This window comes from Roseateles sp. 22389, assembly GCF_052044995.1.
GTDB lineage: Bacteria > Pseudomonadota > Gammaproteobacteria > Burkholderiales > Burkholderiaceae_C > Roseateles.
In genome coordinates this window covers 119,855-143,165 of the sequence record NZ_JBQEOF010000014.1, presented here as the reverse complement: position 1 = coordinate 143,165, position 23,311 = coordinate 119,855, and the positions used below count along the sequence as shown (strand labels likewise).

Sequence of the window (23,311 nt, the reverse complement as noted above, 5' to 3'; positions counted from 1 at the left end):
CAGGAGGAGCCTTTGAACAACGACGACATCACGGCCAATCGAGGGGTTGCCATCTATTGGGACTTTGAGAATCTGCACGCCGGGGTCGTCGATGCCAAGTACGGCGAAGGCGCCTACGCGAAGCAGGAGAACCGCTACAAGCCGCAAGAGCCACTCGTGGACGTGCAGGCCCTGGTTGAACTGGCGGCCTCCTTCGGGCCCGTGGCGATCAACAGGGCTTATGGCAACTGGCAGTACTTCGGCCGCTACCGAGATTCGCTGCTGCAAAGCGCGGTCGAGCTGATCCAACTGTTCCCGCCCGGTGCATCGGCGAAGAACGGAGCCGACATCAAGTTGTGCCTGGACGCCACCGAGGATATCGGCCGCTTCTGGCACATCGGAACCGTCGTCATTATCGGCGGCGACAGTGATTTCATGCCGGTTTCGCAGAAGATCAAGGCCGCAGGCCGGATGCTGGTGGGCATCGGTAACCGAAGAAGTACGAACAAGCATTGGGCAAAAAGTTGCCACGAGTTCCGGTACTACGACACCTTGGTCGAGTCAGCGCCAACGGAGCCACAGAGGCAGTTGGCGGCGAAGGAGTTAGCTTCGGCTCCGGTCGATCCGGCGGCGGAGATGCTGCGGCGAGCGATTCGCTTGTTGGGCGAGTCAAGGGGCGAGGCTTGGGTGCACAAGGCCAACGTGTGGCCAATGGTGAAACGCCTGGATCCGACTTTCGACCTAAAGGAGCATGGCTACGGCAGCTTCGGTGAGATGCTCAAGGCGATGGACGCTCTTGTTGAGGTAAAGAAGGGGGACGCAGACCACCTTCTTCGCTTGCGATGACCCGCGACGCGTACCGAGACGCTGCCAGCCGACTCTGCTCATGCCCGGGTAGATGAGACATGTGAGAAGCCGCGAAAAGGTGACCTCGGTCGCTGCTTGCAATCTCTGTGGTGGTTCGGCACCAGTTTGATCGTCAGAGAACCCGGAATCTACTTACACGTGGGATCTTCATGAGCATTGCCGTTGACCAAATTGAGGCTGCGTTCGAACTGATGTTCAGGAGCTTTTTGGACCGCTCATTTGCGAAGTCTCTTAGCTTGCAGGCTAAAACGGAGCGACAGCTTCTTCCATTGATTCGGGTAGGACTACTTTGCTACTTTCACAAGCGGGTGCTCCCTGAAGTCGAGGTGTCCACGCCGTGGACGAAATCGAAGAAGAGCCGCATTGACTTTCGGATCGACAAAACTGCGGTTGAGTTTGCTGTCCGCAACCCCGGAAAGTCGAAGTCGAACGTATCTGCGACAACAAATCAAAGTGAAGTCAAGAAGCTGCTCAAATGGAGGGAAGGGCGTTCCGTTCTGGTTCTCTTCGACTTTTCGCACTACCCAATTCAGCACGACGGATTTCAGGAGTTCAGAAAACATCCTTCTTTGGGTAAAGGAAATCACTCCAAGAACGCATACACGATCTTGTATTTCCATGTCGTCACGCGGCGCCCGCTGGAAGTCCGTTGCCATCGCAAGGAAATTCGTCGCGAATCGGCTCGTGCGGTTTAGTGTGCAATGCAGATATTGATCTTCGGTTCGAGGCAGTCCACGCGTCATGCTTGGACCTCTCTCGGAGGTGGTCGCTGCTCACGTCATTCGATGTTTGGCGGTGCTGACCGATCTCGATCCGGAGATCGTGCGTCTTCATCCCTTTGCCTTGACTGAGGCGCTCGGGAACTGCCGACTCCAGATGCCCGAGTCCCGGCCCAATTAGGCCGCCAGCCATGGTCGCCTGCACGTACATGGACGCCCCCGTTTGCCAAGCTTCCAGTTCACTGCTGCACGAAGAAAAGATTGCACCCGTACATTCGGACTTTCAATGCGAGACGAGCTCGCTGTCCCTGATGGGTTCTGCTGGTCGGCGCCTCTATCGCTTACGCGCACTCGTAGTGCCTCGTTCAGGGCGGGCTGTGCTGACCACGGTCTGACCTGTCGTGCCATCAACTTGCTGGTTGCCTGAGCAATCGGCGGTGGGATTCTCCTGTTCGTGTCGGTGTCGTCGATGCGTGGTTACGCCGCGGCGTAGCCCGCCTTGAACTCTCGTCCGTGCGCCAACAGAGCCCAGACTGTCCTCGCGGTCTTGTTCGCCATCGCGACCGCTGCCACGTTCTTGTTTCGGCGCGTCGTGAGCTTGATCAACCAGCTCTCCGGATCGGACTTCTGGGTCGCCCTGTAGATGACGGAGCGCGCGCCGTGGATCAGCATCGTGCGGAGGTACGCATCACCTCGCTTGCTCATGCCCAGCAGCGTTGGCTTGCCGCCGCTGGAGTGCTGTCGCGGGACCACGCCCAGCCATGCTGCGAACTGACGGCCGTTGTCGAAGTTCTTTGCGTCGCCAATGCTGGCGACCAGGGCGCTGGCAGTCAGCGGTCCGATGCCGGGCACCTTCTCAAGGCGCTGGCTGGCCTCGCTGGCACGGTGCCAAGCCTTGATCTGCACTTCGATCTCGTCGACTTGCTCCTGCAGCGCCTTGAGGTGGTCGAGCAGGCGCTTGATGAGCAGCCGGAAGGTGCCGGGCAGCTCGTTCTCGGCATCTTCAATGAGCGGCGGCACGCGCTGGGCGATGTAGGCGATGCCCTGCGGCACCACCAGGCCGTACTCCCCGAGGAGGCCCCGAATCTGGTTGGCTTGCGCGGTGCGTGCCTTCACGAAGCCCTGGCGGACGCGGTGCAATGAGAGCACTGACTGCTGCTCCACGTTCTTGATCGGCACGAAGCGCATTGACGGCCGGCTGACCGCCTCGCAGATCGCCTCTGCGTCTGCGGCATCGTTCTTGTTGCTCTTCACGTACGGCTTGACGAACTGGGGCGCCATCAGCCGGACCGTGTGGCCCAGCGCCTGCAGCTTGCGGGCCCAGTGGTGAGCGCTGGCACAGGCCTCGATGCCTATCAGGCAGGGAGGCAGGTTCGCGAAGAAGGGCGCCACCTGGTCGCGCTTCAGCTGCTTGCGCAGCACGGCCTTGCCGCGCTCGTTGACCCCGTGAATCTGGAACACGTTCTTGGCCAGATCGAGGCCGATCGTCGTAATCTCCATGGTGGACGCTCCTTCCGATCGAGTGGTTGCTGACACATCCACTGTGGCACTTCGATGCCGTCATCGGGTGGGGGCGTCCATCCCATTGCTTACTGTGCATTGCATGGACCTTATTCGGCGCTTGAAGGCGTCCATCGCTACCGCGGATCGACCAGAGTTTCGTCATAGAAGAGCGGGTGATCTTCATCGATGAAGTCGAGCAGCGCATCGCCGAATGCTCGAACGTACTCTTCCGGAACGGTAGACCATTGCCCCTCGCTCATATTTCCGTCCCAATCGAAGCGCCTGCCGATGCGGTTCCAGGCAACGACGCAAGCAAGAAAGTCGGACTCGTTCTGCGCGATCACCGATTCGTGGGTGAGGGCCAGCAAGGCTCCGATGACATCAAAAGGGGCGCGGTAAGAAGCCGCCGCGTGCAGAACTAGCTGCAATTCTTTGGCGACGTCCTTCTTGACGCGCCAGAACAGCCCACCGGGCGGCTCGTCGCGGAAATATTGCGCAAAGTGCGGTTCTTGCAGCCAGGCAAAGAGCTCGCGCGGGTTGCGCTGGCCGAGTGCCTCAATGTCCAGAAACTTCCAGATAGGCGAGTCGTACACGCGGCGGGAGCCGGGAAAGAGGCGCTCCACCTGTGCCAGCCGTGCATGAGTAGGCGACGTCGCGCCTTGACAGTACTTCGCCCATTGGCCCGAGCCGGGCATCTGGCAGAGGACATCCAGCTTACGGCTTGAAAGTCCTGATTGTTGTGCTACCACCTCCGCCCAAGCTTTGGTGCGGACGACCTCACTTTCAGGTCGCGGCGGGCGCCCACGTGGCTTCGGAGTGCTTCCTGGGACCATCTAGCTTCGCAGTCTCATGCGACGTCTCTAGCAGCATGCTGGCGGGGGTGTGGAGAAATCATTATTTCTTGAAGTGCCCGCCAAGCGCCAGCTAATGTGTTCAGGACAGGCAAGGAAATGCGCCTGGTCGCCCGGTGAGCTCGCAAGCGAGGGCGCCGGACACGTCAACCAAGTCGGGAGCGAAGCAACAACTCAGGAACTGAAGCCAGAAAAGGAAAACGACCCAAGTGCGCCAACACCTGGGTCGTCCGTTAGGGCCGCTAAGCCATCCAGTTGAGACACCGGATGGTCCGATTCTAAGCACGAGGACATGCATGTCAACGTCGTGCTTCGGAAGGAGGGCAATCGCCTTCAGCATCGCTCAACCGTCTGCCTCTCGCGTCACGACCTGGGTAGCTTTGCGACCGCCTTTCGAGCGGAACCATCATGCTGAGCGATACAGACCTCGAGAACTTCCTGGAGGCCAGGGGCCTCACCGATGCCGGGCGTGCATACATACGCCGCGTTCGGTCTTCACCGCCATCGCGCGCTGTAGGCTCGGGAGCCTGCAATGTCACTTGCCGATTCTCGAGTCGGAAGATGGGTAGGACCATCCAGGCGGAGAGCCACACCGGTGAGTTGCCTGCGCTCTGGATCTGGGAGTTCAGCGGCAACACGTACGAGTTCTGGGATCAGCCTGAACCGATCTCTGTGCCCTTGATCCGGAAAGATGGAAGGCGCACCAACCAGCTGAAGACCGCTGACTTCCTGGTGCTTCAAGACGACTACGTCGGATGGGTCGAATGCAAACCTCGCGCATGGCTGGAAGAGCAGTTGCGTGAAGGGAACGCGAACTTCCATCTGGACGAGAACGGACTGTGGCACTACCTGCCTGGTGAGCTTGCCGCCAAAGTGTTCGGGATGGGGTACGTGGTGCGGCTGGCCGAGGACAACAACCCCATCCTCGTCGACAACCTGTCATTCCTGGATGACTACCTTGTCGACGACGCGCCCGAGGTGCCCAGTGAGGCGAAGCTGCGGCTGCTTGACCTCGTTGCCGAGCCGGGCTGGATCCTGCTTGAGGACCTGCTGAACACGCCAGACGTGATTGCAGACCATCTATATCTACTGATCGCGCGTCGTGAACTCCATGTCGAGCTCGAAGACGCTCGGTTGGCGGAGCCGTCGAGGACCTACGTCTATAAGGACAGCGTGTCGGTGGATGTACACAGGGCACTTCTCCAGAACCGCAGTACCACCGGAACACCCGATCTCAGCATCGTCGATCTCACGCCAGGGGCCAATATCGTGTGGGACGGGCGTCTGTTCAAGATCCTCAACGATGGTGCGACGGGCTTCTTCCTCGAGACAGAGGATCACCGCGCCATCAATGTTCCGCGGGAATCCTTGATCCGCCTCATCGGGGAGGGAAAGATCCTGGCTGATCCTGCAGCACCAAGTGCTCGCGAGGCCCGCTCGGCCGAGCGCATGCGGCGAGCGTCCGAAAGTGAACGGCGCCGCGCTGTGGTGCGGCACCAGGCGCTGTTCCCAAGCGACGGGGCAGGACCGTCGGCGGTGCCGCAGCGCACATTGACTTGGTGGCGACACCTATTTCGTAGGGGTGAGGAGATCTACGGAAACGGCTTCGTCGGCCTGCTACCCGACATCCACATGCGGGGGAATCGAACCCCAAAGTTGCCTGATGCGACGCGCGAGATCATGGTGGAGGTCATCCGAGCGCAATACATGACGGCTGAGGCGAAGGCGCCGAAGGTGGTGTGGGGAATCGTCCGCAATCGTTGTGAAGCAGCGGGCACCATTGCACCGAGCGAGTCAGCGATCAAGCGCGAGATCCGGCGCTTGTTCACACAGGAAGAGATCGTCAAAGCGCGGCACGGGGCCAAGGCTGCGTATCAGGTTGAGCCGATCTACTGGTGGCTGGATCTGGATACGCCTCGGCACGGACAGCGGCCGTTCGAGATCGCCCACCTGGACCATACCGAGGCGGATCTTCAGCTCGTGGACTCTCGCTATGGACGCCAGACCCGCCGGTGCTGGGTGTCAGCCCTGATCGATGCCAATACGCGAAAGGTGCTGTCCACCTATGTCACCTTTGATTCGCCCAGTTATCGCTCCTGCATGATGATTCTGCGCGAGTGCGTTCGCCGCCACGGACGGGTTCCCGACACGATCGTCGTCGATGGAGGAGGGGACTTCCAGTCGGTGTACTTCGATCAGTTGCTTGCCTTCCTGAGCGTGAAGAAGAAGAACAGGCCCAAGAGCAAGGCGCGTCACGGGACGCTTGTTGAGAGGCTCTTCAAGCGGATCAACGAGGACTTCCTGCACCAGCTGCGGGGCAACAACAAGGCGCTGCAGAAGCCGCGCAGCATGTCCAGGAGTCACGACCCACGGGAGCGCGCCGTCTGGACCTTGGAGCGGTTCGTCGAGCGCTTCAATGAGTACCTTGATGGCGTCTACGCCAAGCAGGTCAACGAGACGCTCGGTGTGAGTCCGGATGAGGCGTTCGAGGTCGGCATGCGGAACTTCGGCGAGCGGTTGCATCGGCGCATCGCGTATGACGCGGCCTTCAAGATGTGCTGTTTGCCGTCAACGCAGACTGGCGTTGCCAGGGTGCGTCCAGGCGCGTATGTGCGTATCCACAACATTCCCTATCAGGCCCCCGAACTTACGGCTGCCGGTATTGTCGGAACGGACGTGCGTGTTCGCTATGACCCCTTCAACGCCGGCGTCGCGTATGCCTACGTGCAGTCCGGCTGGGTGGAAATGAGGTCGCCGTACTACGCGGTCTTCAGTCGCTACTCGGAGCGAGAGATTCAAGCTGCAACGGAAGAGATCCGTGAGCGTTTCGGGGAGCGATATCGAAATCGAGCCATCAACGCCCAGATGCTCGCGAAGTTCCTGAGCGAGGTTGACCAGCAGGAGCGATTGATGGGTGCGGAGCTGGAATGCGAGCAAGTGCCCGCGGCGCCCAAGCAGACTGCTCTCGAGCCCCCGATCCCGGTGATCCAGGTGATCCCGGCGTCAATGGTTGAGGAAGGAGCCGATGCGTTCGAGCACCTGGAGATCGTGGAGTACGGAGACATCGAATGAGTGAGAAGAACATTGGCGCTGCGTCAACGGCGGATCCGCGCGCCTTGGTCGCGCAGTTTGAAGCAGAGAGGAAGCAGCATCCGACCTACAAGGCAGCGTTCGATCGGACGTTGGCCCTGGCTACACGTGGGCGCACTTCACGGGTCGTGATCGTGGCCGGGCCGACAGGAGTGGGGAAGTCAACACTGGGAATATCGCTGCTGAAGAAGGCGACGCTGTCCGCGAGCGCCGCATGCGCGGAGGACCCATCGCTGGTTCCGGCTGTGCTCGTGAGGGCGACGCCGCCGCATGGGCGCAGCTTCAACTGGAAGGACTTCTACGTTCGCACGCTTGAGCAGCTACACGAGCCGCTGATCGATCGAAAGGTGTGGCCGAGTCAGCTGCCCATGTTGGAACCTGTTCTGGGAACGAAGGCGCCGGGGGAGTCGCTCACGACTGAGGCACTCAGGCGCCAGGTAGAGCATGCTTTCGTGCGGCGGCAAACGAAGCTCTGGATCGTCGATGAGGCGCATCACATCCTGCTGTGTCATGACCCGCGCCATCTGGCGATCCAGTTCGAGACGCTCAAGTCGCTGGCGGACATGTGCAACGCGACCCTGGTGCTGCTTGGGACTTACAAGCTGCTCGAGATTCGCGATCACAGCGCGCAGTTGATTCGCCGCAGCCAGATCGTTCACTTCCCGTGCTACCGCTACGAACTGGCGGACGACCGGGCAGCGTTCAAGTCGGTGTTTACGGCACTGGCGAAGGCGCTTCCGGTGCCGCTCGCGCCGGAGCTGAGCAAGGACGTCAAGTACTTCTTCGAGATGACGGCGGGCTGTGTCGGCATCTTGCGGGATCTGTTGCGCGATGGACTGGACGAGGCATTGGACGTCGGTTCAGACCTGGTCACCAAGAATCTGCTGGACCGCGTGGCGCAAACGCGTAGGGGGCTCAAGACCATCATGGAGGAGGCAGCCATGGGCTCAATGCTGCTCGAGGACATAGACCTCGACGTCATAGAAGCGATGGTCACCAAGTCCCCGCGAGAGATCGTTGCTCAGCGGCTTGCTGAACAGGCGGGCAGTTTGGAGTTCGCCTCCACGGAGGTGCCGGGCGACGCGACGAGCTCAAAGGCCCCGCGGCGAACAGGCCCCGTCGCACGACGGTCTCCGGCCAGAGACAAGGTGGGAGGGGCAGGCCGTGTCAACTTGGTGTGATGAAGGCGTGATCCCATTCGATGCAGCTGAGATGCCGCTGCGTATTGGAACGCCGCTCTACGGGCTGGTACCCGCGGGATTGGGTACGGCATTTCAGGAATCCCTGAGAGGCTATCTTGTCCGCTTGGCAGTGGAGCACAACGTCAAGCCGCGTGAACTGGTTGGGCGTGTGCTCGCCACGATCGACCCGTCGATTGCGGATTGGTGCTACGCGAGGTTCTTCTCGGCCAACGCGTTGACGATCGACGGGCTGGGAAGCTACGCGAAAGCGTTCTCCGAGGCGCTCAATCGCGGGACGGGTCGGAGGGATCTACAGACCTTGACGCTCCAGCCTTGGGAAGGGCTGCTTGCTCCCAATGGCCATCCGTTGCTGGCTCGCGTTCCTCGATGGTGCTCGTGCTGCTTGAGCGGGACGGACGCGTCCCATCTTGCGAATCGGGACCGGCTGGGGCGCGATGAGGCTTCATATTGGCAGCTCCGGTGGTCGCTGAGCGTCGTCACGCGATGTCCGATCCATGACTGCGCTCTGGTTGATCGCTGCCCGCGCTGCGGTCGGCAACAACCAGCGATACCCAGACAGCCAAGCCTGACTCGATGTGATCACTGCGGACATGCGCTCGGCGGCAACGGACGCAGCGGCGAAGTCAGCGACAGCAGCGACGGGAGCACGGAGGGTTCGGCGATCGTCGACGGGATGATCTCGATTCAGCGACGACTGAACCGACCACCCAGGGAGAACTGGACGTCCTTTCTTCAAGAGGCGGTGATCAAGCTTGGAGACGGGCGACGAGCCACTCTGTGCCGCCGAATGGGATTTCAGCCCCGAGCGCTGAACGCTTGGCTTCGAGGAGAGGAGCGAACAGCGCTGGAGGTGGTGGTGAGGCTCTGTGCGGCCCTTCGCTGTTCCGCTGAAAGCGTTTTTGCCGATGGGGGATCTGAGCCATCTGCTGAGCCGCAAAAACGTCCGGGACGGCAGGCAGTTCGCCATCCGCAGCAGATCCGAGACGCTGCAGGTGCGAGGCTGGTTCAGGCCGTCCGGGATGAAGCTCCGCTGCCGTTGAAGCGTTTGGCGGAGTCCGTCGGCGTGAGCCGCGCGTATATGAAGTACTGGCACGCTGACCTGGCCGCGCGATTGATTGATACGAGAGCGGGGGAAGCTAGGCACCGGCGATGCGCGCAGCTCCGAGAACGCGCGGCATTTATCGAGACTCAGATAGCCGAAGCTCTGCAGAGCGGGGTAGTGCCAGGCAGAAATCGCATGGAGCGGTTGGTTCGGGCGGCCGGGTTCTCGCTATTGGAAGATGGCTGGCTCGATTTCTATCGGGAAATCTTGAGGCGGCATGCGCTGCTCGCTTGAGCACGCCGCTTTCCAGTGGCGACGTTCAGCGCAACCGTTGCAGTGCCGACGAGGTTTGTGAAACGCCCGTGCTCGCCCTGCGTGCCCAAGCGTCGGGGCGCCGATAGGGCTACAGCCATTGCCACATTTGACGGAGTGCGCTCCAGTTCAAGGAAATGATCCGGCTCGACGAGGCGATGCTGATGCAAGACGAGACGTTGATCTGGCGGAGCCAACGCCTGAACGACGCTGACCAGGTGCCGCAGCGAATGATGCGAAAGCGGTTTTCGTATCTGCAGAGTATCGGGCCAGCACAGGCGTCGCGAGGTTGCCCGCCGCGAGGGTGGGGCTTCCCCGAGGGGCGCAGCCGCATCTCGCCGGTAAAGTGCGCCGCAGGCGACCGGTTGAGTTGCTGTCAAACATCTTCAGGGAATGCACGATCACCTCCACGCGCGACGGTTCGTCCTGCGCGCCACGCACGTCGACGCCATCTCGGGCTCCTGCCCACTGTGTCTCTGCGATGCCCCAGCTCCGGCGACCTTTACGAGGTGCATGGGAGCAACGGCATGATCAATTTTCCCGTGCTAAAGCGGATCAAGGTCGTCAACTACGCCTTGTACGTGGGCAGCGACCAGCGCCCAGGCTTGGATCACCATTTCGTGCCTGGGGTGAATGTTATCGTCGGGATCAACGGGCTTGGAAAGACAACGCTGCTCACCATGCTGCTGCGTGCGCTGGCCGGCCCCGCCGAGGTTCCGGGCGACGATGATCTTGGCGACAAGCGGCGGCGCCTTATCCCTGCAGACCGATTCTGGTTCCGTAGACGTGTGCCGGATGACGCGGTCAACGCGACAGTCACGCTGTACTTCTCCATTGGCGACCACTTCCTGGAGGTCACCAGATCTCTGGCCAACCTCGACATCCTCGAACTGTCGATCGACCAGCAGGCGTTCCCGGTGACGCGTGCAGCCGAGATGGAGGCGACCTACCGAGAGCAGGTCGTCGCGGCCTCGGGGCTGTCCTCATTCGAAGACTTTGTTTTTCTGCTGCGGTACGTGGTCTTCTATCTAGAAGACCGCCGCAGCCTAGTCTGGGATGCTGCTGCTCAGGGTGACATTCTGAGCATCTTGTTCGGCGAGCAGGGCGCCCACCGCACCCAGTACGTTGAACTCTTCAATGAACTGCTCAGCAAGGACAGCGAATACCGGAACGTCCACGCCGTCGTGTCCAAGCGCCGCCGTGAAATTGACAGGCAAACCAGCACTATTGAGGGCGGACAAATCGAGATGCTCGTCCGCACTCAGGAGGAGCGCCGGGCCGAACTGAAGGCACTGGTGATGCGCAAGAACGACCTGGGGGCAACGCGGGACGGCTTGCGCGAACAGATCGAAAACCGTCGCCAGGAAATCCACGACCGCCGTGCGTCGCTGGCGGCCGAGATCAACCGTTTCTACGAGTCATTCTTTCCGCGGCTGGACGCCCCCGCCCGCTACCTGCTCGCGCACTTCGAGGCAGGCTCAGGATGCCTGGTCTGCGGTAGCAAGACTGCCGAGGCGGCGCAGGAGGTGGCCGCAAAACTCCAGCTCAATCTCTGCCCTGTCTGCGAGAGCCCGCTGGAGGATGGGCACGCGCCGGCGACAGACCCGACGGCCGGAGGAAAAATCGAGGAGCAGCGCGCTGCCATCGCCGCAGCCGAAGCTGACTTGGAGGCCATGATCCAGCCGCTGAAGGAGGCCGAGGAGAGCTATTCCTCGACGGCAGCGGAGCTAGTGGCTGTGACCGCCCAACTGGCGTACGTGGAACAGCAGCTCAAGGCCTTGGGTGAGAACCTGCCGAACGTAATGGAGCGGCGGGACCAGATGAACCGTCATCTCCTAACGTTCGAAGCGGCGCTGAACCAGCTCGACGTCGAGCGGATCGAACTGGCCGACAAGTTCAGGGAATTAGCCAACGCCATCGATCAGGAGGTGCGCGCCGTCTCCAATCAGATCGAGCAAGCCTTCGCCAAGTACATCCAAGGCTTCCTCGCTGAGCGTTGCGAGATCAAGTACACCCCGAGGGCCAGGCGGCTTGGCCAGAGAAGCGGCACGGAGCAGTTCAACTTCCCGCATTTCGTACCAGCGCTGACGTCCGGCGTGCATCGCAACGGCGCCACTGTACGCGAAGCAGGGCAGTCGGTATCCGAGTCGCAGAAGGAGTTCATCGACCTTGCGTTCCGGATGGCGCTGCTGGAACTGGCCGCTCCGAACGCACCGACGATGCTGATCCTCGAGACCCCGGAGGCAAGCCTTGATTCCGTCTTTGTGCCCAGGGCGGCCGACCTGCTCAGGCGCTTTGCGACTCGCACCGGTGACGCTGGCGAGACATGCCTCATCGCCTCCTCCAACGTCAATCGCGAGCACATGATTCCGGCGCTTTTCGGCGCCTACCCGGATCAGCGCTTCTACGGACAGGTGATCGATGAGGCGGCTAGTGATATGCCGCCCACTATTGCGGTGGAGGACCGCGCCGCGCACGTCCTCGACTTACTCTCCATCGCCGCGCCGACTCGCGCTCTGGAGCGATTCCGCCAGGCTTACGAGCAGGAGCGCGACCAGGCGATCTATCCGGATGTCCAGCCGCAGGTGCAGTCATGACGTTCGGCCAGGCATCTTCAAAGCTGGAGGGCGCTGGGATGTGGAAGGCGTGGGTCGTGCTCTGCATCGCCGAAGCACGCCGCCTGGGCCTCACGCCGGTGGCCACGTCGCAGCTGCATGTCATCCTCTACCTCGCGAACACCCTTGCCGATCTCTTCGGCGTGACACGGGTCCGCGGCCGGGTGCTTAAGCGCGGGGCATATCCGTTCTTTCCGGACGTGCAGCGTGAGGTCGACCGGTTGGCATACGCCGGCGTCCTGGTCATTGAGCATGTGGACTTCGGCCCCAAGGGACACATGGCGGCGCACTACGGCTTGGGCGCGCACGGCGCTGACATCTGCAGCGCGATGTTGGCCCACGCGCCGGAGGCCCAGCGGACATCGCGGCTACTGAGGGAACTGGTCTCTGCATGCTTCGGGCGGTTCTTGAACGAGCGCGCCGACATTGGGGCGATCGACGCGAACTACGGGAACGCGGCAGTTGTCGAAGGCGAGGTCGTCGATTTCTCGGAATGGACCGCTGACAACAAGAACATGGAGGTCGCTCGCTACTTGATCGAGCGCCTGCGCCAGATGCGGCCGGACGTTCAGCGTGACGGTGTGCGCCTCTACTGCGACTACCTGGACCGGGCGATGGGTGCAACATGAAGGGCAGCGGCACGTTGAACCCTCTGGGTGGCGCAGTGAAGGCCGCCCTGGATGCGGTGGTGGAAAACGGCGCGGCCGGACTGTCGGTCGCGGACGCCGGGACCGAAGAGGCGTTCCTGGACGCCTGGACGCGAACGCTGACAGCGCACGCCCGATACCTGCGCGCCAAAGGCGAATGCCTGTCGGGACCGGTCGCGGTGATCTACTCAGACGACTGTGCCGAGGTCGGCGCACGTCTGGCGTGGGCGAGCAAACCCATGCTGGGCGGCTCGCCGGCAGATCCGCTGGGGGGAACGTTGGCAGTCGGCACCGGCGAGATCGGAGGCTATGTGAAGCCGGTTCGTCTCACTGACACCGACACCGTGACGGCCGCGATCCGTGATGCCGGTCTGGGTACTTCGCTCACCGTTGTATTGCTCAGCGAGGCGTCAATGGTCATCTGGCCACGGGGGTTGGACTCCGAGGTGCTGCCGTTTCGCAAAGAGCTGGATGACGCGCCGGTGGTGCTGGACCTTGCCGCGCTGGATCACAGCCTGGAAATGTTCTACGAGCGCGCGGCACGACAGTCTCGGACTTGGTGGAAAGACCGGTCCAAGCGCATCACCGTCGAGGAGCCCGAAAGCGAGGTGCAGCACGACCTGTGGAATTTCCTCCTCGGGAAGTTCTCGGATGTTGCGCGCGTGAAGAAGGAGACGACGATTGGCCATGGCCGTGCAGACATCACCGTGACCCCGATCAAGCCGGACCACGCGAGCGCGGTGCTGGAGCTGAAGGTGACACGGGACTTCAGGACTCCCAAGCCTGGCAGCGTCAAAGCAATTCCAATCAGCCTGAAAGCGAACATCGACTGGGCACAGTCTGGCGTCGCTCAGACTGCCGCGTACCGCGATGACGAATCCTTTGAGGCTGCCTATCTTTGCGTCTACGACTTTTGCGCCGGCAAGAAGCTGGCGATGGAGAAGGCCATCCAGGACGCCGCGGCGCCCTACAACGTGATTGCCAAACGCTACTGGATCACGGCCTCACACGAGGAGCACCGTTCGGACCGGTACCCACTGATGCCGCCCGGAACGCCGCCCGTCACAGCGTGAGTTCGACGATGCTCTCGGCCAACTGGAAGCTACCGCCCTGCTGTGCGCTGGCGCGCATCTGGCGTACCTCGCGCGTGGACACGCGGCCGAAGCCCATTCCCCGTGCCAGCTCCGCCAGGATGGTGGCGACCTCGATGCGCACGTCGGCATAGCGAGAATCGCCAACGACCATCATGACGCGCCCGGTCGGCGCCAGCAGGCGGCGGCTCTGCTCAAGGACCAACTCCAGATCGCGGAAATACGCTCCGACCATCTCCGGAATAGTCGCGTCCCAAAGCGCTTGGCGGCGACTGGCCAACGCGTCCAGCACGGCATTGAGCGTGCTCGATGTCGTCCTCGGTCCGTCGTAGGCTCGGCGGATCTGCACGTGGGAGCGCAGCGTCTGATTGCGCAGCGTGAGGTTGTCGGCCGAAGAGCCGATGTAGCCTAGCACCCACAACTCGACGTTGTAGATGTCGGTGTAGTCGAAGGAGTTGGGGTAGGGCGGCGAAAAAACGATCAAGTCTGCTTGTTGGTCCACGTGCTGGAGCGCCGTGCGTGAGTCGCCATTGATCACCGTCACGCGCGAACGAGGTCGGCGCTCAAACCGCAGAACGTCCTCGAAGGAGGTGTTGAACTGCCGGCTGAAAAGCAGGTCGAGCTTCTCTGCGGTTGATTGGTTCGATCGCCAGGCGCCACGGTACCGCCGCCCTTTGCCGTTCACATACACGTTGCTGCAGTCGATGAGCACAGCGCCCAGCGCGACGCGGAAATATCTCTGCACATCGGCATCTTGCATGGCGTCGATGCAGGCGAGGTACTGCGAGAGCCGAGAGGCGACATCATGCGAGAAGATCCACCGATCCTTTCCCTCTCCCTCGATGAAGGTAGCAGGCAGGTGGGCCAAGCGCGACAGGTCAGGCGGCGCGTCCTGCAGTCCCGCGTGAAAGTCGGCGGCCGCGGATAGCAGCTTCTCAGCGGTTAACGGGCTCACCTTCGCCTTGATGACGTCGGCAAGGAATGGGTTCACCTCGACTGTCGTCGCATTGATCGACAGCAGCTGCGAGGTGATGGCGCTCGTGCCTGAACCCCCAAAGGGGTCACAGACGTGGGTCGGCCTGTAGCCAAGCGAGGCGATCGCCGCGCTGACGAACTCTGGGGAGAACGCCTCCTTGAAGTGGAACCAGCGCTGGAACGCAGTGTCCTTGCCATCCTGGTAGGTGGTAAGCGCTGCGCCGGTGGCGGGCTTGAATGCCACTTGCTGATGGTTTGCGCCCGAGTTGAACCACTGCGGGGCTTGAGCGAAATGCTCGCGCAGCGTTTGGAGATATCGCTCGGGTGGGTTGCGCATAATCGGCGTTGACTTGAAGGTGCAGCGATCTTACCCACGCGACAGAAATTATGTACATAATTTCGCATGACTGAAGAACGGACATCAATCCTCCATGCAGCAAACAGATGGCTTGATGCCGGCGCCCACTTGGGGGCGGCCGCTCGCGCAGCCTATGGCGGCGAGGCGAAGAGGTTCTTTGAGCACCTCGATGCTGCTGGTATCCGCGACATTCAGTCGATCACTGAGTCGCACTGGTTGGACTACTTGGCTGATCTGCCTCGCTCGAGGCCAATCGTTGGCACCCGGCGCAAGGAAGCACTGAGGCCCTCAAGCGCCCTTCAGGCGGCGCGGCTCACCAGGGCGTTTCTCAGGTTTTGCTGGACGCAGGGCTGGCTGCACTGGGTGCCGAGTCTCGGCAGCCAGCGCTGCGGTGGTTTTGATCAACGTGAGGCCTTCCGCATGCCCACGGGGTTGGTGGAATTTTTGCTGGATCCGGGCGACGGTGATGGCGAGGATGAGAGCAGGTCCCGGTGCGTGGTTGGTCTGGCGTTTTGGGGCTGCTTCCGCCCGAAAGAAATCGCACAGCTCAAGGGCCGCGATTTGGTGGTTGCAGCAGACGGCAGCGGTGTGCTGCGCGCCGAGTGGCGTGCCGACGAGGTTGTGATACCGGCAGTCGCCGTCAAGCACCTGACCCACTATGCTGGACTGCGCGTGGCTCGCGCTGGACGGCTCGCCCGCGAAGCAGCATTGATTGTCCGGTTGGGCTCTGAGGCGCCGCTATCGGCCTCGGCCGCCTGGCGCCTGTTGAGGGAGTGGATCGACGCGCAGGCGGAAGCCACGGAAGGCTACCGCCTGAGCACGAGAGCAATTCGCGAAAGCCATACCCAGCTCGCCGGCGTGGACGCGAGCGACTACCTCGGCGCCATTGAACGACAGACTGCAATTCGACAGAGACCGACGCGCCTCACGCTCCCGCGTCAGATCGGGGGGCAGCGGGTGACAGCCGACCTTCTCGGCAAGATGACCGCGAGCATCTGCGCCTCATGAGTTAGGTGGAGGCGCAGTATCATGGCCTCGGCGCCCGCCAAAGCTCTGGACGGCTTGAAACCGGCATCGAGTCTTCTGTCCATCACCTCAGGCACACCGCTCACGGCGCTCGAGGCGACAAAACGTCCAGCGCTCGAGTGAAGGAGCTTGTGATGTCTGACTGTGTCCGCAGCGCCAACTACGCTGCTTCCCGTGAACTTCTTGCGTGCGGTCTGCGCGTGACGCGATCGCATCTGGGCGAGATCAACGCCGCTCTGCTTGGATATGCCACCTATGCGGCCTTGCTGCAGGAGGCCAAGGATCCGGCGCATCGCTTCTGCCTCGACGATGCAGACGTCATCGTGCTTGACCGCGTGTTTGGAGCAACTCGAGCTGGCGAACTGCACCAGGAGCTAGGAACCGCAAAGATCAATCAGGTGGTTGGCGCCTGTAGTCTCGCGCTGGCCCGAAGCTTCGACGACAAGGCGTTCTTCGACAGCGTTGATGAGCTGTTCGACAACTGGGTCGAGTACCAGATCGCGTCGACGGTCATTCATGCGGAAGATCTCGACCCGCGGTTGGCACGCGTGCTCGGCGCGCCGGCGTGCGATGGTGTTTGGCACGCCAGCGGTCCCCTTTGGCAGGTGCGGGACGAGTGGGTCATTGAAACCAAGGGGACCATCTGCGAAGCCGATGACGACGGTGCCGAGATTTACGGCGGTGCGAAGCTGGCATGGCAAGGTCGGATGGTGTTTCATAAGGCTGGCCGCGCTGGGTTGATCGTCGATACCCTCGGTGCTTCATGCCAACCGGTCTCTTGAAGTTGAAGCTGTTGGGGACGCGCCCAAAGGCGCGCACCCGCACAGCGGTTCACGGCTAAGATGCCGCGCCAGTTTTTGCATACAAGAGCGCACAAGCCTGATGCACAAGCTGAACTGAAACGGGGCGAACGCAACCACAATCATCCAGGGAGGATGTGTGCAGTCAAAGATCACGCTGCCGGTCATCAAACGACTGCGAGTCCGCGGCTATTCGCTGTATCCGGGCGACGCAGGCGCTGGTCTTGATCTCGCGTTTCCGTCCGGCGTCACCGTGCTGGCGGGCATCAACGGTGTTGGCAAGACAACGCTGTTGAATCTGCTGATGCGGATGTTGCTTGGGCCGCTGGACAGGCCCAAGGGTGAGCGGGAACTCAGCCGAGTGAGCAAGCGCAAGCTCGTCGAGGAAAAGAGCTTCTCGTTTTTTCGTGACCGTGTTCCCGAGGGCCTTGGCCAGGACGCCACAGCGGCGCTTGAATTCACCATCGGCAAGCATTCGATGAAGGTCGTCCGGTCGCTGCGCACCATGAAGCTGACGACGGTCACCATTGATCGGGAGCCATTCGATCTGGATGACGAACAGTACTCCGAGAAGATGGCCAAGCTCGCCGGCCTGGCGTCGGGATATGACTTCCACGTCGTCGTTCGCTACCTCCAGTTCTTCACTGAAGAGCGGCTGCCCATCCTGTGGTCGACCGCCACGCAATTCGAATTCTTCAAGCTGCTTCTCCTGGATCGAACCCTGTCGAAGAACCTCAGCGACACCTTCGCTTCGGTGCAGAAGCTCGATACAGATTTCCGCAACAAGGACTATCAGCTCAAACCGAAAGAGAAAGATTTCGAGAAAGCGAAGTTTGCGGCAAGCCAAGCCAGCGGCGCTGGCGACCTAGATAAGCGGATTACTGCGGCCAGGCTCGTTCATGAGGCGGCCGTCACTGCCCACGCAGCGCAGGTGAAGGCGTTCGAGGATCTACAGACCCGCGCTCGCAGCTTCGATGAGAGGTTCTATGCGGCAGAGGCCGCGTTGTCGCAACGCGAGTCTGAGTTGCAAAACGCCGACGCGGCGTTCATTGCCCAAGCGTTGCCGACGGCGGACGACAAGGCCCGGTTCTTGATGGCTGGCCTTGGCGCAGGTCAAGGCTGCTTCGTGTGCGGCAGACGCCATCGCAGCCAAGTCACCTCGGTCGCCAAGGAACTCAAGGACGGTCAGTGTTTCGTTTGCCACCACCCACTGGCTTCTCGTGGGAAAGCCACGACGACGGTGAAGCCAATGGCCGCGGCCAAGGTGCGAGCGCTGGAAGAGTCGGTGGATGCCGTCCGGGCCGAGTTGTCAGCCGTGGAAGCTCAACGCGAGGCTCTGCAAGCGGAATTCAGAACCGTCATCGAAGCGCGACGCCTTGCCGCTGTTCATCAGGCAGAAACGTCCAGGACATTGGCGGCGCTTGAGGCCCAGAAGCCGGTCCCGGTCCCCAGCGAGCTAGAGGCGGACCTGAAGGCTCAGCGGGCGACTCTCGACGTCATGGACAGAGACCGCAAGGCCGAGGCAAAGAAGTACCGGGACCTTGTCGCTGTCGGCCGAGAACAGATGGAAGGCTTCAAGGAAGTGTTCCGCTCGAAGTTGACGTCTTACGCGGAGGCGTTTCTGCAGGAGACTGTCACTGTCCATTTTGACCAGCTCGACAAAGTGCAGATTGCCACCGGTGTTGGTGATGTGGTCATGCCCTCGTTTTCAATCAGCATGACCTCCAGCACGCATGCAGTGCCGCAGAAGCGCGTGACGAGCGACAGTGTCTCGGAGTCTCAGAAGGAGTTCCTGGATCTGGCGTATCGCATGGCCCTTCTCGACATGGTTTGCTCGGACGGCGCCACGACCCTCGTCATCGAGACGCCAGAGGCCAGCCTGGACAGCTGGTTCATGCTGCGCGCCGCAGAGTTGATGCGGCGCTTTGCGCCCACTGGCTCACGGCCCGTCAGGAACTTGATTGCGACGTCGAACATCAACGGGACAGCGATGATTCCAGGGCTGTTGGGCCGACTGGATGCTGACGGCAAATGGACGTCGGCCGCCGCCAACGATGCTCAGTTCATCAATCTCCTCAAGTTGACGGCCTTGTCCAAAACCTTGAAGGATGCGGCGGCACGTACCTTGATCGAGGACGAAGTCCGGAGGCTCGATGTCTAGTGGTCAGCGCCCCCTTCCTCGCGCCGAGAAGGACCGGCTTCAGTTTGCGCGCTGGGTGCTGCTGCTCGTGAATGCTGCCGGAGCTGCGGGTATCGGCCAGCTGACCCGCAAGCAACTGCATTTGCTGCTCTTCTTGTCCTTCGCTTCCAGCAGGTTCTACGGCATCGAGCCGCTGCGGCGGCGAGCGACGCGCACCGCGCTTGGACCATACTACCGGCCAGCGCACATTGCTCTGGGTGAATTGGTGCTATCGGGGCTAGTAGATGTCAACGAATTTACGGCGCATGTGTCGTCTGATCATTTTCTGTTCGAAGGAAATTTCGGAGCCACGATGCGTGGGATTGAGGCGGGCCGTCAGCTGCGCAGCACGCGCACTGGAGAGAAGCTCTATGCCTTCTTGTTGGACCTTTGCCTAGGCGCCGTGGAAGGTGCTTGGCACGAAGAACTGTCACGGGAGCGGAGCAGCCGCCGCCGGCTCGATAAGGTCTTCGAACAGGACTTGACCTACCAGCAAGCTCTTCGGCGGCCTGGCATGGTCCTTTTCACTGAGGAGTCGCCCGAGGATCAGGTGACGCCGACGCTCACCGGCCTGCGCGAGATCCGGGAGTATCTGGCGGAGAGGACGTTGGTCAATCGACGCGATGTGCTGACCGCCTACCAACGGCTGCTGATGCGGAAAGCTGCCTGACATGCCAAGACAGTCCGGACTGCAGCGCTCCGATTTAAAGGGGCTCGAGCGGAACCTTGTCCAGGTTTCCGGGACACCGCAAGATCGGTTCTTGCAAGCGTTGCTCGGGTACTTCAACGACTGGATCGAGGCCAACGAGAAGTCAATAGCGGCCGGGCGTATCCACCTGAATCAGGCACTGTTGGTGATGTATTCAGAGTCGCCACGGGTCGACAGCGGATTGCCAGCTAGCGTCTGCAAACACCCTGTAGACGTCTTTCCTGCGAGCCATACCCTGTGCGATGGCATCGCAGTCGCAGTCGAGAACCTCAGCGAAGTGGTCAAGATGAAGACCAGTTTCGAAGGTGGTGCCGATGAGGCGTTCGCTTTCATCAAAGAGCATATCGGCTCTGATCGCACCTTTGCACTGTTGATGATGGCGCAAGAACGTATGTTCGTGCATGACGCCGGCGTCGACATCAACGAGTGGGCCAAGGAGCCGAGGGCCATTAATTTGAAGCGGCTGTCCCCGGCCTCCATCACCCCTGCACTGATCGACGAGCAACTCAACGAGTTCCACATTGACGCGCTGGCAACGCATAGGTGCAGGACTGCTCGGCTGATGTGGAACATCACTGAACAACCTTCAGTGCTGAACCCGCAACCTGAACTGCATGTGCAGTCAGGACTTCTGACGTGGTTCAGTGGCATCTATCGGTATTCGGTCACCTTCGTCGACGAGGAGGTAACGCTCGCGGGTGGGCGTGTTGACATCCGCATCGCTCGGGCGAACCAGGCCAAGCGTCGTGTAATCACGATGATTGAGCTGAAAGTACTCAAGCCCGACGACAGCCCCACGGACAATCTCAAGTGGGCCCACAAGGGCATCCAGCAGGCGCACGACTACAAGACCAAGACCCGCGACACCGACGCTGCCTTCGCATGCATCTATGACGCCCGCCGCGACAAGGGCGATCCCATGCCGAGCCTAGCGCCTGACGCGGCTGAGAAGGGCGTTCTACTCAAAGTGCTACCCATGGCGGTCCCGAAGGCCAAAAAGCCTAGGAAGCCGAAGAGCGTTCCTTCGGGCCCCGGACCATCAGTGGTTGCGCCCACGTCAACCGCGTTGGCTTCCGTTGCCACCAAGACCGTGGCGCGCAAGACGGTAATCACAGTGAAGTGAAGACGGGCGCTAACGGGCCTGTCGCGGGGTTGAGAAGCCGGACCTCGAGGATGTCAATTCCATCAGTAGATGCAAACAAACATTTAATGAGGCGAACGCCGTGCGCCGCAAGGGCCGACCGCCGCCGACAGGTTCGATCCGTTGCTCAGCTAGTCCGGCGCCGAGCACCGCCCAAGCGGCGGGCATGCGGCGAAAATGCTCATCTTGCTGCACGCAATCGACATGCCGTTGATCTTGGCGAGGAGGTTTGTGGTGCCATGGACGACAGCTGGGACGCCAACATCGAGGTCGAACAAGGCGCGACTGGGTTCATTGCGATTCTCATCTTCAACCCTCCGCCGGAGATGAGGCCATCAATCCGTGTCCCGATCGGGGAAGGGTACGGACGCTCAGAACTGGCCGAAGCGGCGGCGCTGGATGCCTTCATGGCGATGACCCGCCGCGGTGCCTGAGCCCAAGCACGGGAAGCACTGGTCTGGCTCTGCTGCCGTAGAGAGATCGGTTGTTGTCCTCGGAGCTGCATCGCAAGACGACAGCGCCCTGACCCGATGCTACCCAGCACGAAGGGCGACAAGCGCCTCGGCTGCGGCCAGAACCGCCTTGAGGCGGACGGGCAGCGTGGACATTAACAATGCATCAGCTTCCTGTTCCGTATTGCGCGCCCACGCCAGCCGACCCGTAAGAGCTTCCACTGGAGTTAGACCAGCGAGCAGATCGCTCCTCTCGGCGAAGAATCCATAGAGATCAGTGGCATCCAGCGATCGGAGGGCATCGAGCACGTGCTTTAGTCCGGCGCTGGTCACAGAAGGCCATGTCTGGAACCCTGGGTACTCATGCTGGCGACCACGCCCCGGGCGAATGATCGAGAACAGCTCTCGCGACTGCTCGTGGGCACGGACAGCGTCTTCGCCTATGCCGCCGAGCGCTGCGCCGATTTCAGCGGCGCTCATGGGAAGCATGGGATCCTGGTACAGGAGGGCCGGGGCGGTCGGGCCACGCGACGCATCCGCATTCGAAGGGCTACGCATCTTCACTCCTCTCGCTGCCGGCGATTTTCCCTCTGCCAGTTCGGCCTGGCGGTGCCGCGTGGTGCCGGCTCTGTCACCCTGGAACTCATGGATGGCGTAGAGCGCCGGTCGCGAAGGAGCGGGACAGAGGTGGCGCCGCACCAGGAACGATGCCTCGAAAAGATATGCCCCCTGCAGAGGGGGGGGGCGGATGCCGACGGCCCCGGATAGTTGGCGAAGCTCGACGACTACACGATGTTAGCGAGTGGGTGGCAGGAACGCCACGAGCTGTTGCGCTCACTAGTCGAGACGCATGCTGCAGGCAGCGCTCTCCCTCGCCATAGTGAAACGCGCATTCCGAACCTGCCATGACGGTGAAGGGCCGCTGCGTATTTTGGTGACGCTGAACTCCGAGTTCGGCGACGTGCGCAGCCGAAGCTGAATGCCCCTCTAGGAGCGCCGACCCAGCTCGCCTCAAGCTGCAGGAGGGGGGCGACAGGCACTGACATGGATCGAAGCCGAAACAGGCTAACCCGCTTCCCTCAGCGGACCAGTGAAGCGTTGAGCGTCTCTTCTTTGGCTTGGCCGACGACCGCCGCTCATACTTCCTTAGCGATTTAGGCACGTTTAGCTGGCTAGCTAACCAAGGCATTGGAGCTAAAGAAACGCCGTACGTTTAACCGCATGAGCGGCTCCCCGCCGCGTCGATCCGCGCATCGAACAACACATCCTCGAACGGAAGGGTCCTGACGGGTGCCCATTCGGACAATGTTGTCGCAGTCCAAAGAGTTTGTTTAGGGCATTCTTTTCGCCACGCTGACAGCTTTGTGACGGGACTTGTTATTCATGTCGGACCGATCGCCGAATGGCAACCGCTGCGTGCACCAAACTCTTTCATCGCATCCAACGCGTAGTTAACTGCTCGCTCCGGGGCGAACTGCCGCCGCTTGGCTGCAGCTTGTGGCGGATACGACTACCTCCCGGCAATCCATATCTTTGCGTGCTGCCCAGAAAGGCATAAAGCTGCCGAACTGGCAGCTTTATGAGGTGAGGCTCACAGAGGTTGCCCTCTGAGGCCTGGATGTGTTGGTGGAGAGGAGGAGGATCGAACTCCCGACCTTCGCATTGCGAACGCGACGCTCTCCCAGCTGAGCTACCCCCCCAACGAAGACTCGGACTATAGCAGAGATTCCAGCGCCCACTGCAAGTGGGCGGG

General features: G+C 61.4%; 18 protein-coding genes and 1 tRNA gene. 14 read left to right on the top strand and 5 right to left on the bottom strand.

The genetic code is table 11. From position 1 onward, the window contains the following. Window positions 1-12: 12 nt before the first annotated feature. Window positions 13-825 (top strand): NYN domain-containing protein, encoded by an 813-nt coding sequence (locus ACTJKJ_RS19155; protein WP_440821401.1) that lies wholly within the window; start codon window positions 13-15, stop codon window positions 823-825. 170 nt (window positions 826-995) lie between these two features. Then, window positions 996-1,541: a hypothetical protein gene (locus tag ACTJKJ_RS19150; RefSeq protein WP_440821400.1), complete on the top strand. Its 546-nt coding sequence runs from the start codon at window positions 996-998 to the stop codon at window positions 1,539-1,541. A 501-nt stretch (window positions 1,542-2,042) separates the two neighbouring features. Here the strand turns inward: ACTJKJ_RS19150 and ACTJKJ_RS19145 are convergent. Together ACTJKJ_RS19145 and ACTJKJ_RS19140 are read right to left on the bottom strand one after the other, a co-directional pair. Then, window positions 2,043-3,065 (bottom strand): IS110 family transposase, encoded by a 1,023-nt coding sequence (locus ACTJKJ_RS19145; RefSeq protein ID WP_440821399.1) that lies wholly within the window; start codon window positions 3,063-3,065, stop codon window positions 2,043-2,045. Window positions 3,066-3,202: 137 nt separating this feature from the next. Next, entirely contained in the window at window positions 3,203-3,661 is a 459-nt protein-coding gene (locus ACTJKJ_RS19140; protein ID WP_440821398.1) for a hypothetical protein, read from the bottom strand. A gap of 819 nt (window positions 3,662-4,480) precedes the next feature. Between ACTJKJ_RS19140 and ACTJKJ_RS19135 the strand changes: the two genes are divergently transcribed. The 6 genes from ACTJKJ_RS19135 to ACTJKJ_RS19110 all read left to right on the top strand — a co-directional run bounded on the left by ACTJKJ_RS19135 (window position 4,481) and on the right by ACTJKJ_RS19110 (window position 13,900). Next, the gene (locus tag ACTJKJ_RS19135) at window positions 4,481-6,991 is read left to right on the top strand and encodes a Mu transposase C-terminal domain-containing protein (RefSeq protein ID WP_440821397.1); all 2,511 of its coding nucleotides are present in this window, start codon (window positions 4,481-4,483) and stop codon (window positions 6,989-6,991) included. Beyond that, window positions 6,988-8,190, top strand: a complete 1,203-nt coding sequence (locus tag ACTJKJ_RS19130; protein WP_440821396.1) for an ATP-binding protein — start codon at window positions 6,988-6,990, stop codon at window positions 8,188-8,190. Before ACTJKJ_RS19135 ends, ACTJKJ_RS19130 begins: the two co-directional genes overlap by 4 nt. A gap of 7 nt (window positions 8,191-8,197) precedes the next feature. Then, entirely contained in the window at window positions 8,198-9,547 is a 1,350-nt protein-coding gene (locus tag ACTJKJ_RS19125; RefSeq protein WP_440821395.1) for a TniQ family protein, read from the top strand. A 545-nt stretch (window positions 9,548-10,092) separates the two neighbouring features. Further along, window positions 10,093-12,162: a hypothetical protein gene (locus ACTJKJ_RS19120; RefSeq protein ID WP_440821394.1), complete on the top strand. Its 2,070-nt coding sequence runs from the start codon at window positions 10,093-10,095 to the stop codon at window positions 12,160-12,162. Next, the gene (locus tag ACTJKJ_RS19115; protein ID WP_440821393.1) at window positions 12,159-12,809 is read left to right on the top strand and encodes a hypothetical protein; all 651 of its coding nucleotides are present in this window, start codon (window positions 12,159-12,161) and stop codon (window positions 12,807-12,809) included. The genes ACTJKJ_RS19120 and ACTJKJ_RS19115 overlap by 4 nt, the downstream gene beginning before the upstream one ends. Beyond that, window positions 12,806-13,900: a hypothetical protein gene (locus ACTJKJ_RS19110; protein ID WP_440821392.1), complete on the top strand. Its 1,095-nt coding sequence runs from the start codon at window positions 12,806-12,808 to the stop codon at window positions 13,898-13,900. The genes ACTJKJ_RS19115 and ACTJKJ_RS19110 overlap by 4 nt, the downstream gene beginning before the upstream one ends. On the opposite strand, the gene ACTJKJ_RS19105 is transcribed toward ACTJKJ_RS19110, so the two are convergent. Further along, the gene (locus ACTJKJ_RS19105; protein WP_440821391.1) at window positions 13,890-15,230 is read right to left on the bottom strand and encodes an SAM-dependent methyltransferase; all 1,341 of its coding nucleotides are present in this window, start codon (window positions 15,228-15,230) and stop codon (window positions 13,890-13,892) included. The two genes, ACTJKJ_RS19110 and ACTJKJ_RS19105, sit on opposite strands and share 11 nt — an antisense overlap. Window positions 15,231-15,296: 66 nt before the next feature. Between ACTJKJ_RS19105 and ACTJKJ_RS19100 the strand changes: the two genes are divergently transcribed. The 6 genes from ACTJKJ_RS19100 (at window position 15,297) to ACTJKJ_RS19075 (ending at window position 21,540) form a co-directional block, all read left to right on the top strand. Next, window positions 15,297-16,259 (top strand): hypothetical protein, encoded by a 963-nt coding sequence (locus ACTJKJ_RS19100; protein WP_440821390.1) that lies wholly within the window; start codon window positions 15,297-15,299, stop codon window positions 16,257-16,259. Window positions 16,260-16,411: 152 nt separating this feature from the next. Then, window positions 16,412-17,059: a hypothetical protein gene (locus tag ACTJKJ_RS19095; protein WP_440821389.1), complete on the top strand. Its 648-nt coding sequence runs from the start codon at window positions 16,412-16,414 to the stop codon at window positions 17,057-17,059. A 157-nt stretch (window positions 17,060-17,216) separates the two neighbouring features. Beyond that, complete coding sequence (locus ACTJKJ_RS19090) at window positions 17,217-19,238, top strand: AAA family ATPase (protein WP_440821388.1); 2,022 nt, start codon at window positions 17,217-17,219, stop codon at window positions 19,236-19,238. After that, the gene (locus tag ACTJKJ_RS19085; RefSeq protein WP_440821387.1) at window positions 19,231-19,926 is read left to right on the top strand and encodes a hypothetical protein; all 696 of its coding nucleotides are present in this window, start codon (window positions 19,231-19,233) and stop codon (window positions 19,924-19,926) included. The genes ACTJKJ_RS19090 and ACTJKJ_RS19085 overlap by 8 nt, the downstream gene beginning before the upstream one ends. 91 nt (window positions 19,927-20,017) lie before the next feature. Then, window positions 20,018-21,088, top strand: coding sequence for a hypothetical protein (locus ACTJKJ_RS19080; RefSeq protein ID WP_440821386.1), 1,071 nt, complete (start codon window positions 20,018-20,020; stop codon window positions 21,086-21,088). Window positions 21,089-21,345: 257 nt separating this feature from the next. Next, window positions 21,346-21,540 (top strand): hypothetical protein, encoded by a 195-nt coding sequence (locus ACTJKJ_RS19075; RefSeq protein WP_440821385.1) that lies wholly within the window; start codon window positions 21,346-21,348, stop codon window positions 21,538-21,540. A gap of 99 nt (window positions 21,541-21,639) precedes the next feature. On the opposite strand, the gene ACTJKJ_RS19070 is transcribed toward ACTJKJ_RS19075, so the two are convergent. Together ACTJKJ_RS19070 and ACTJKJ_RS19065 are read right to left on the bottom strand one after the other, a co-directional pair. Continuing rightward, on the bottom strand, window positions 21,640-22,038 hold the full coding sequence (locus ACTJKJ_RS19070) for a hypothetical protein (protein WP_440821384.1): 399 nt from the start codon (window positions 22,036-22,038) through the stop codon (window positions 21,640-21,642). A gap of 1,144 nt (window positions 22,039-23,182) precedes the next feature. After that, window positions 23,183-23,258, bottom strand: a tRNA-Ala gene (locus ACTJKJ_RS19065). Window positions 23,259-23,311: the final 53 nt, after the last annotated feature.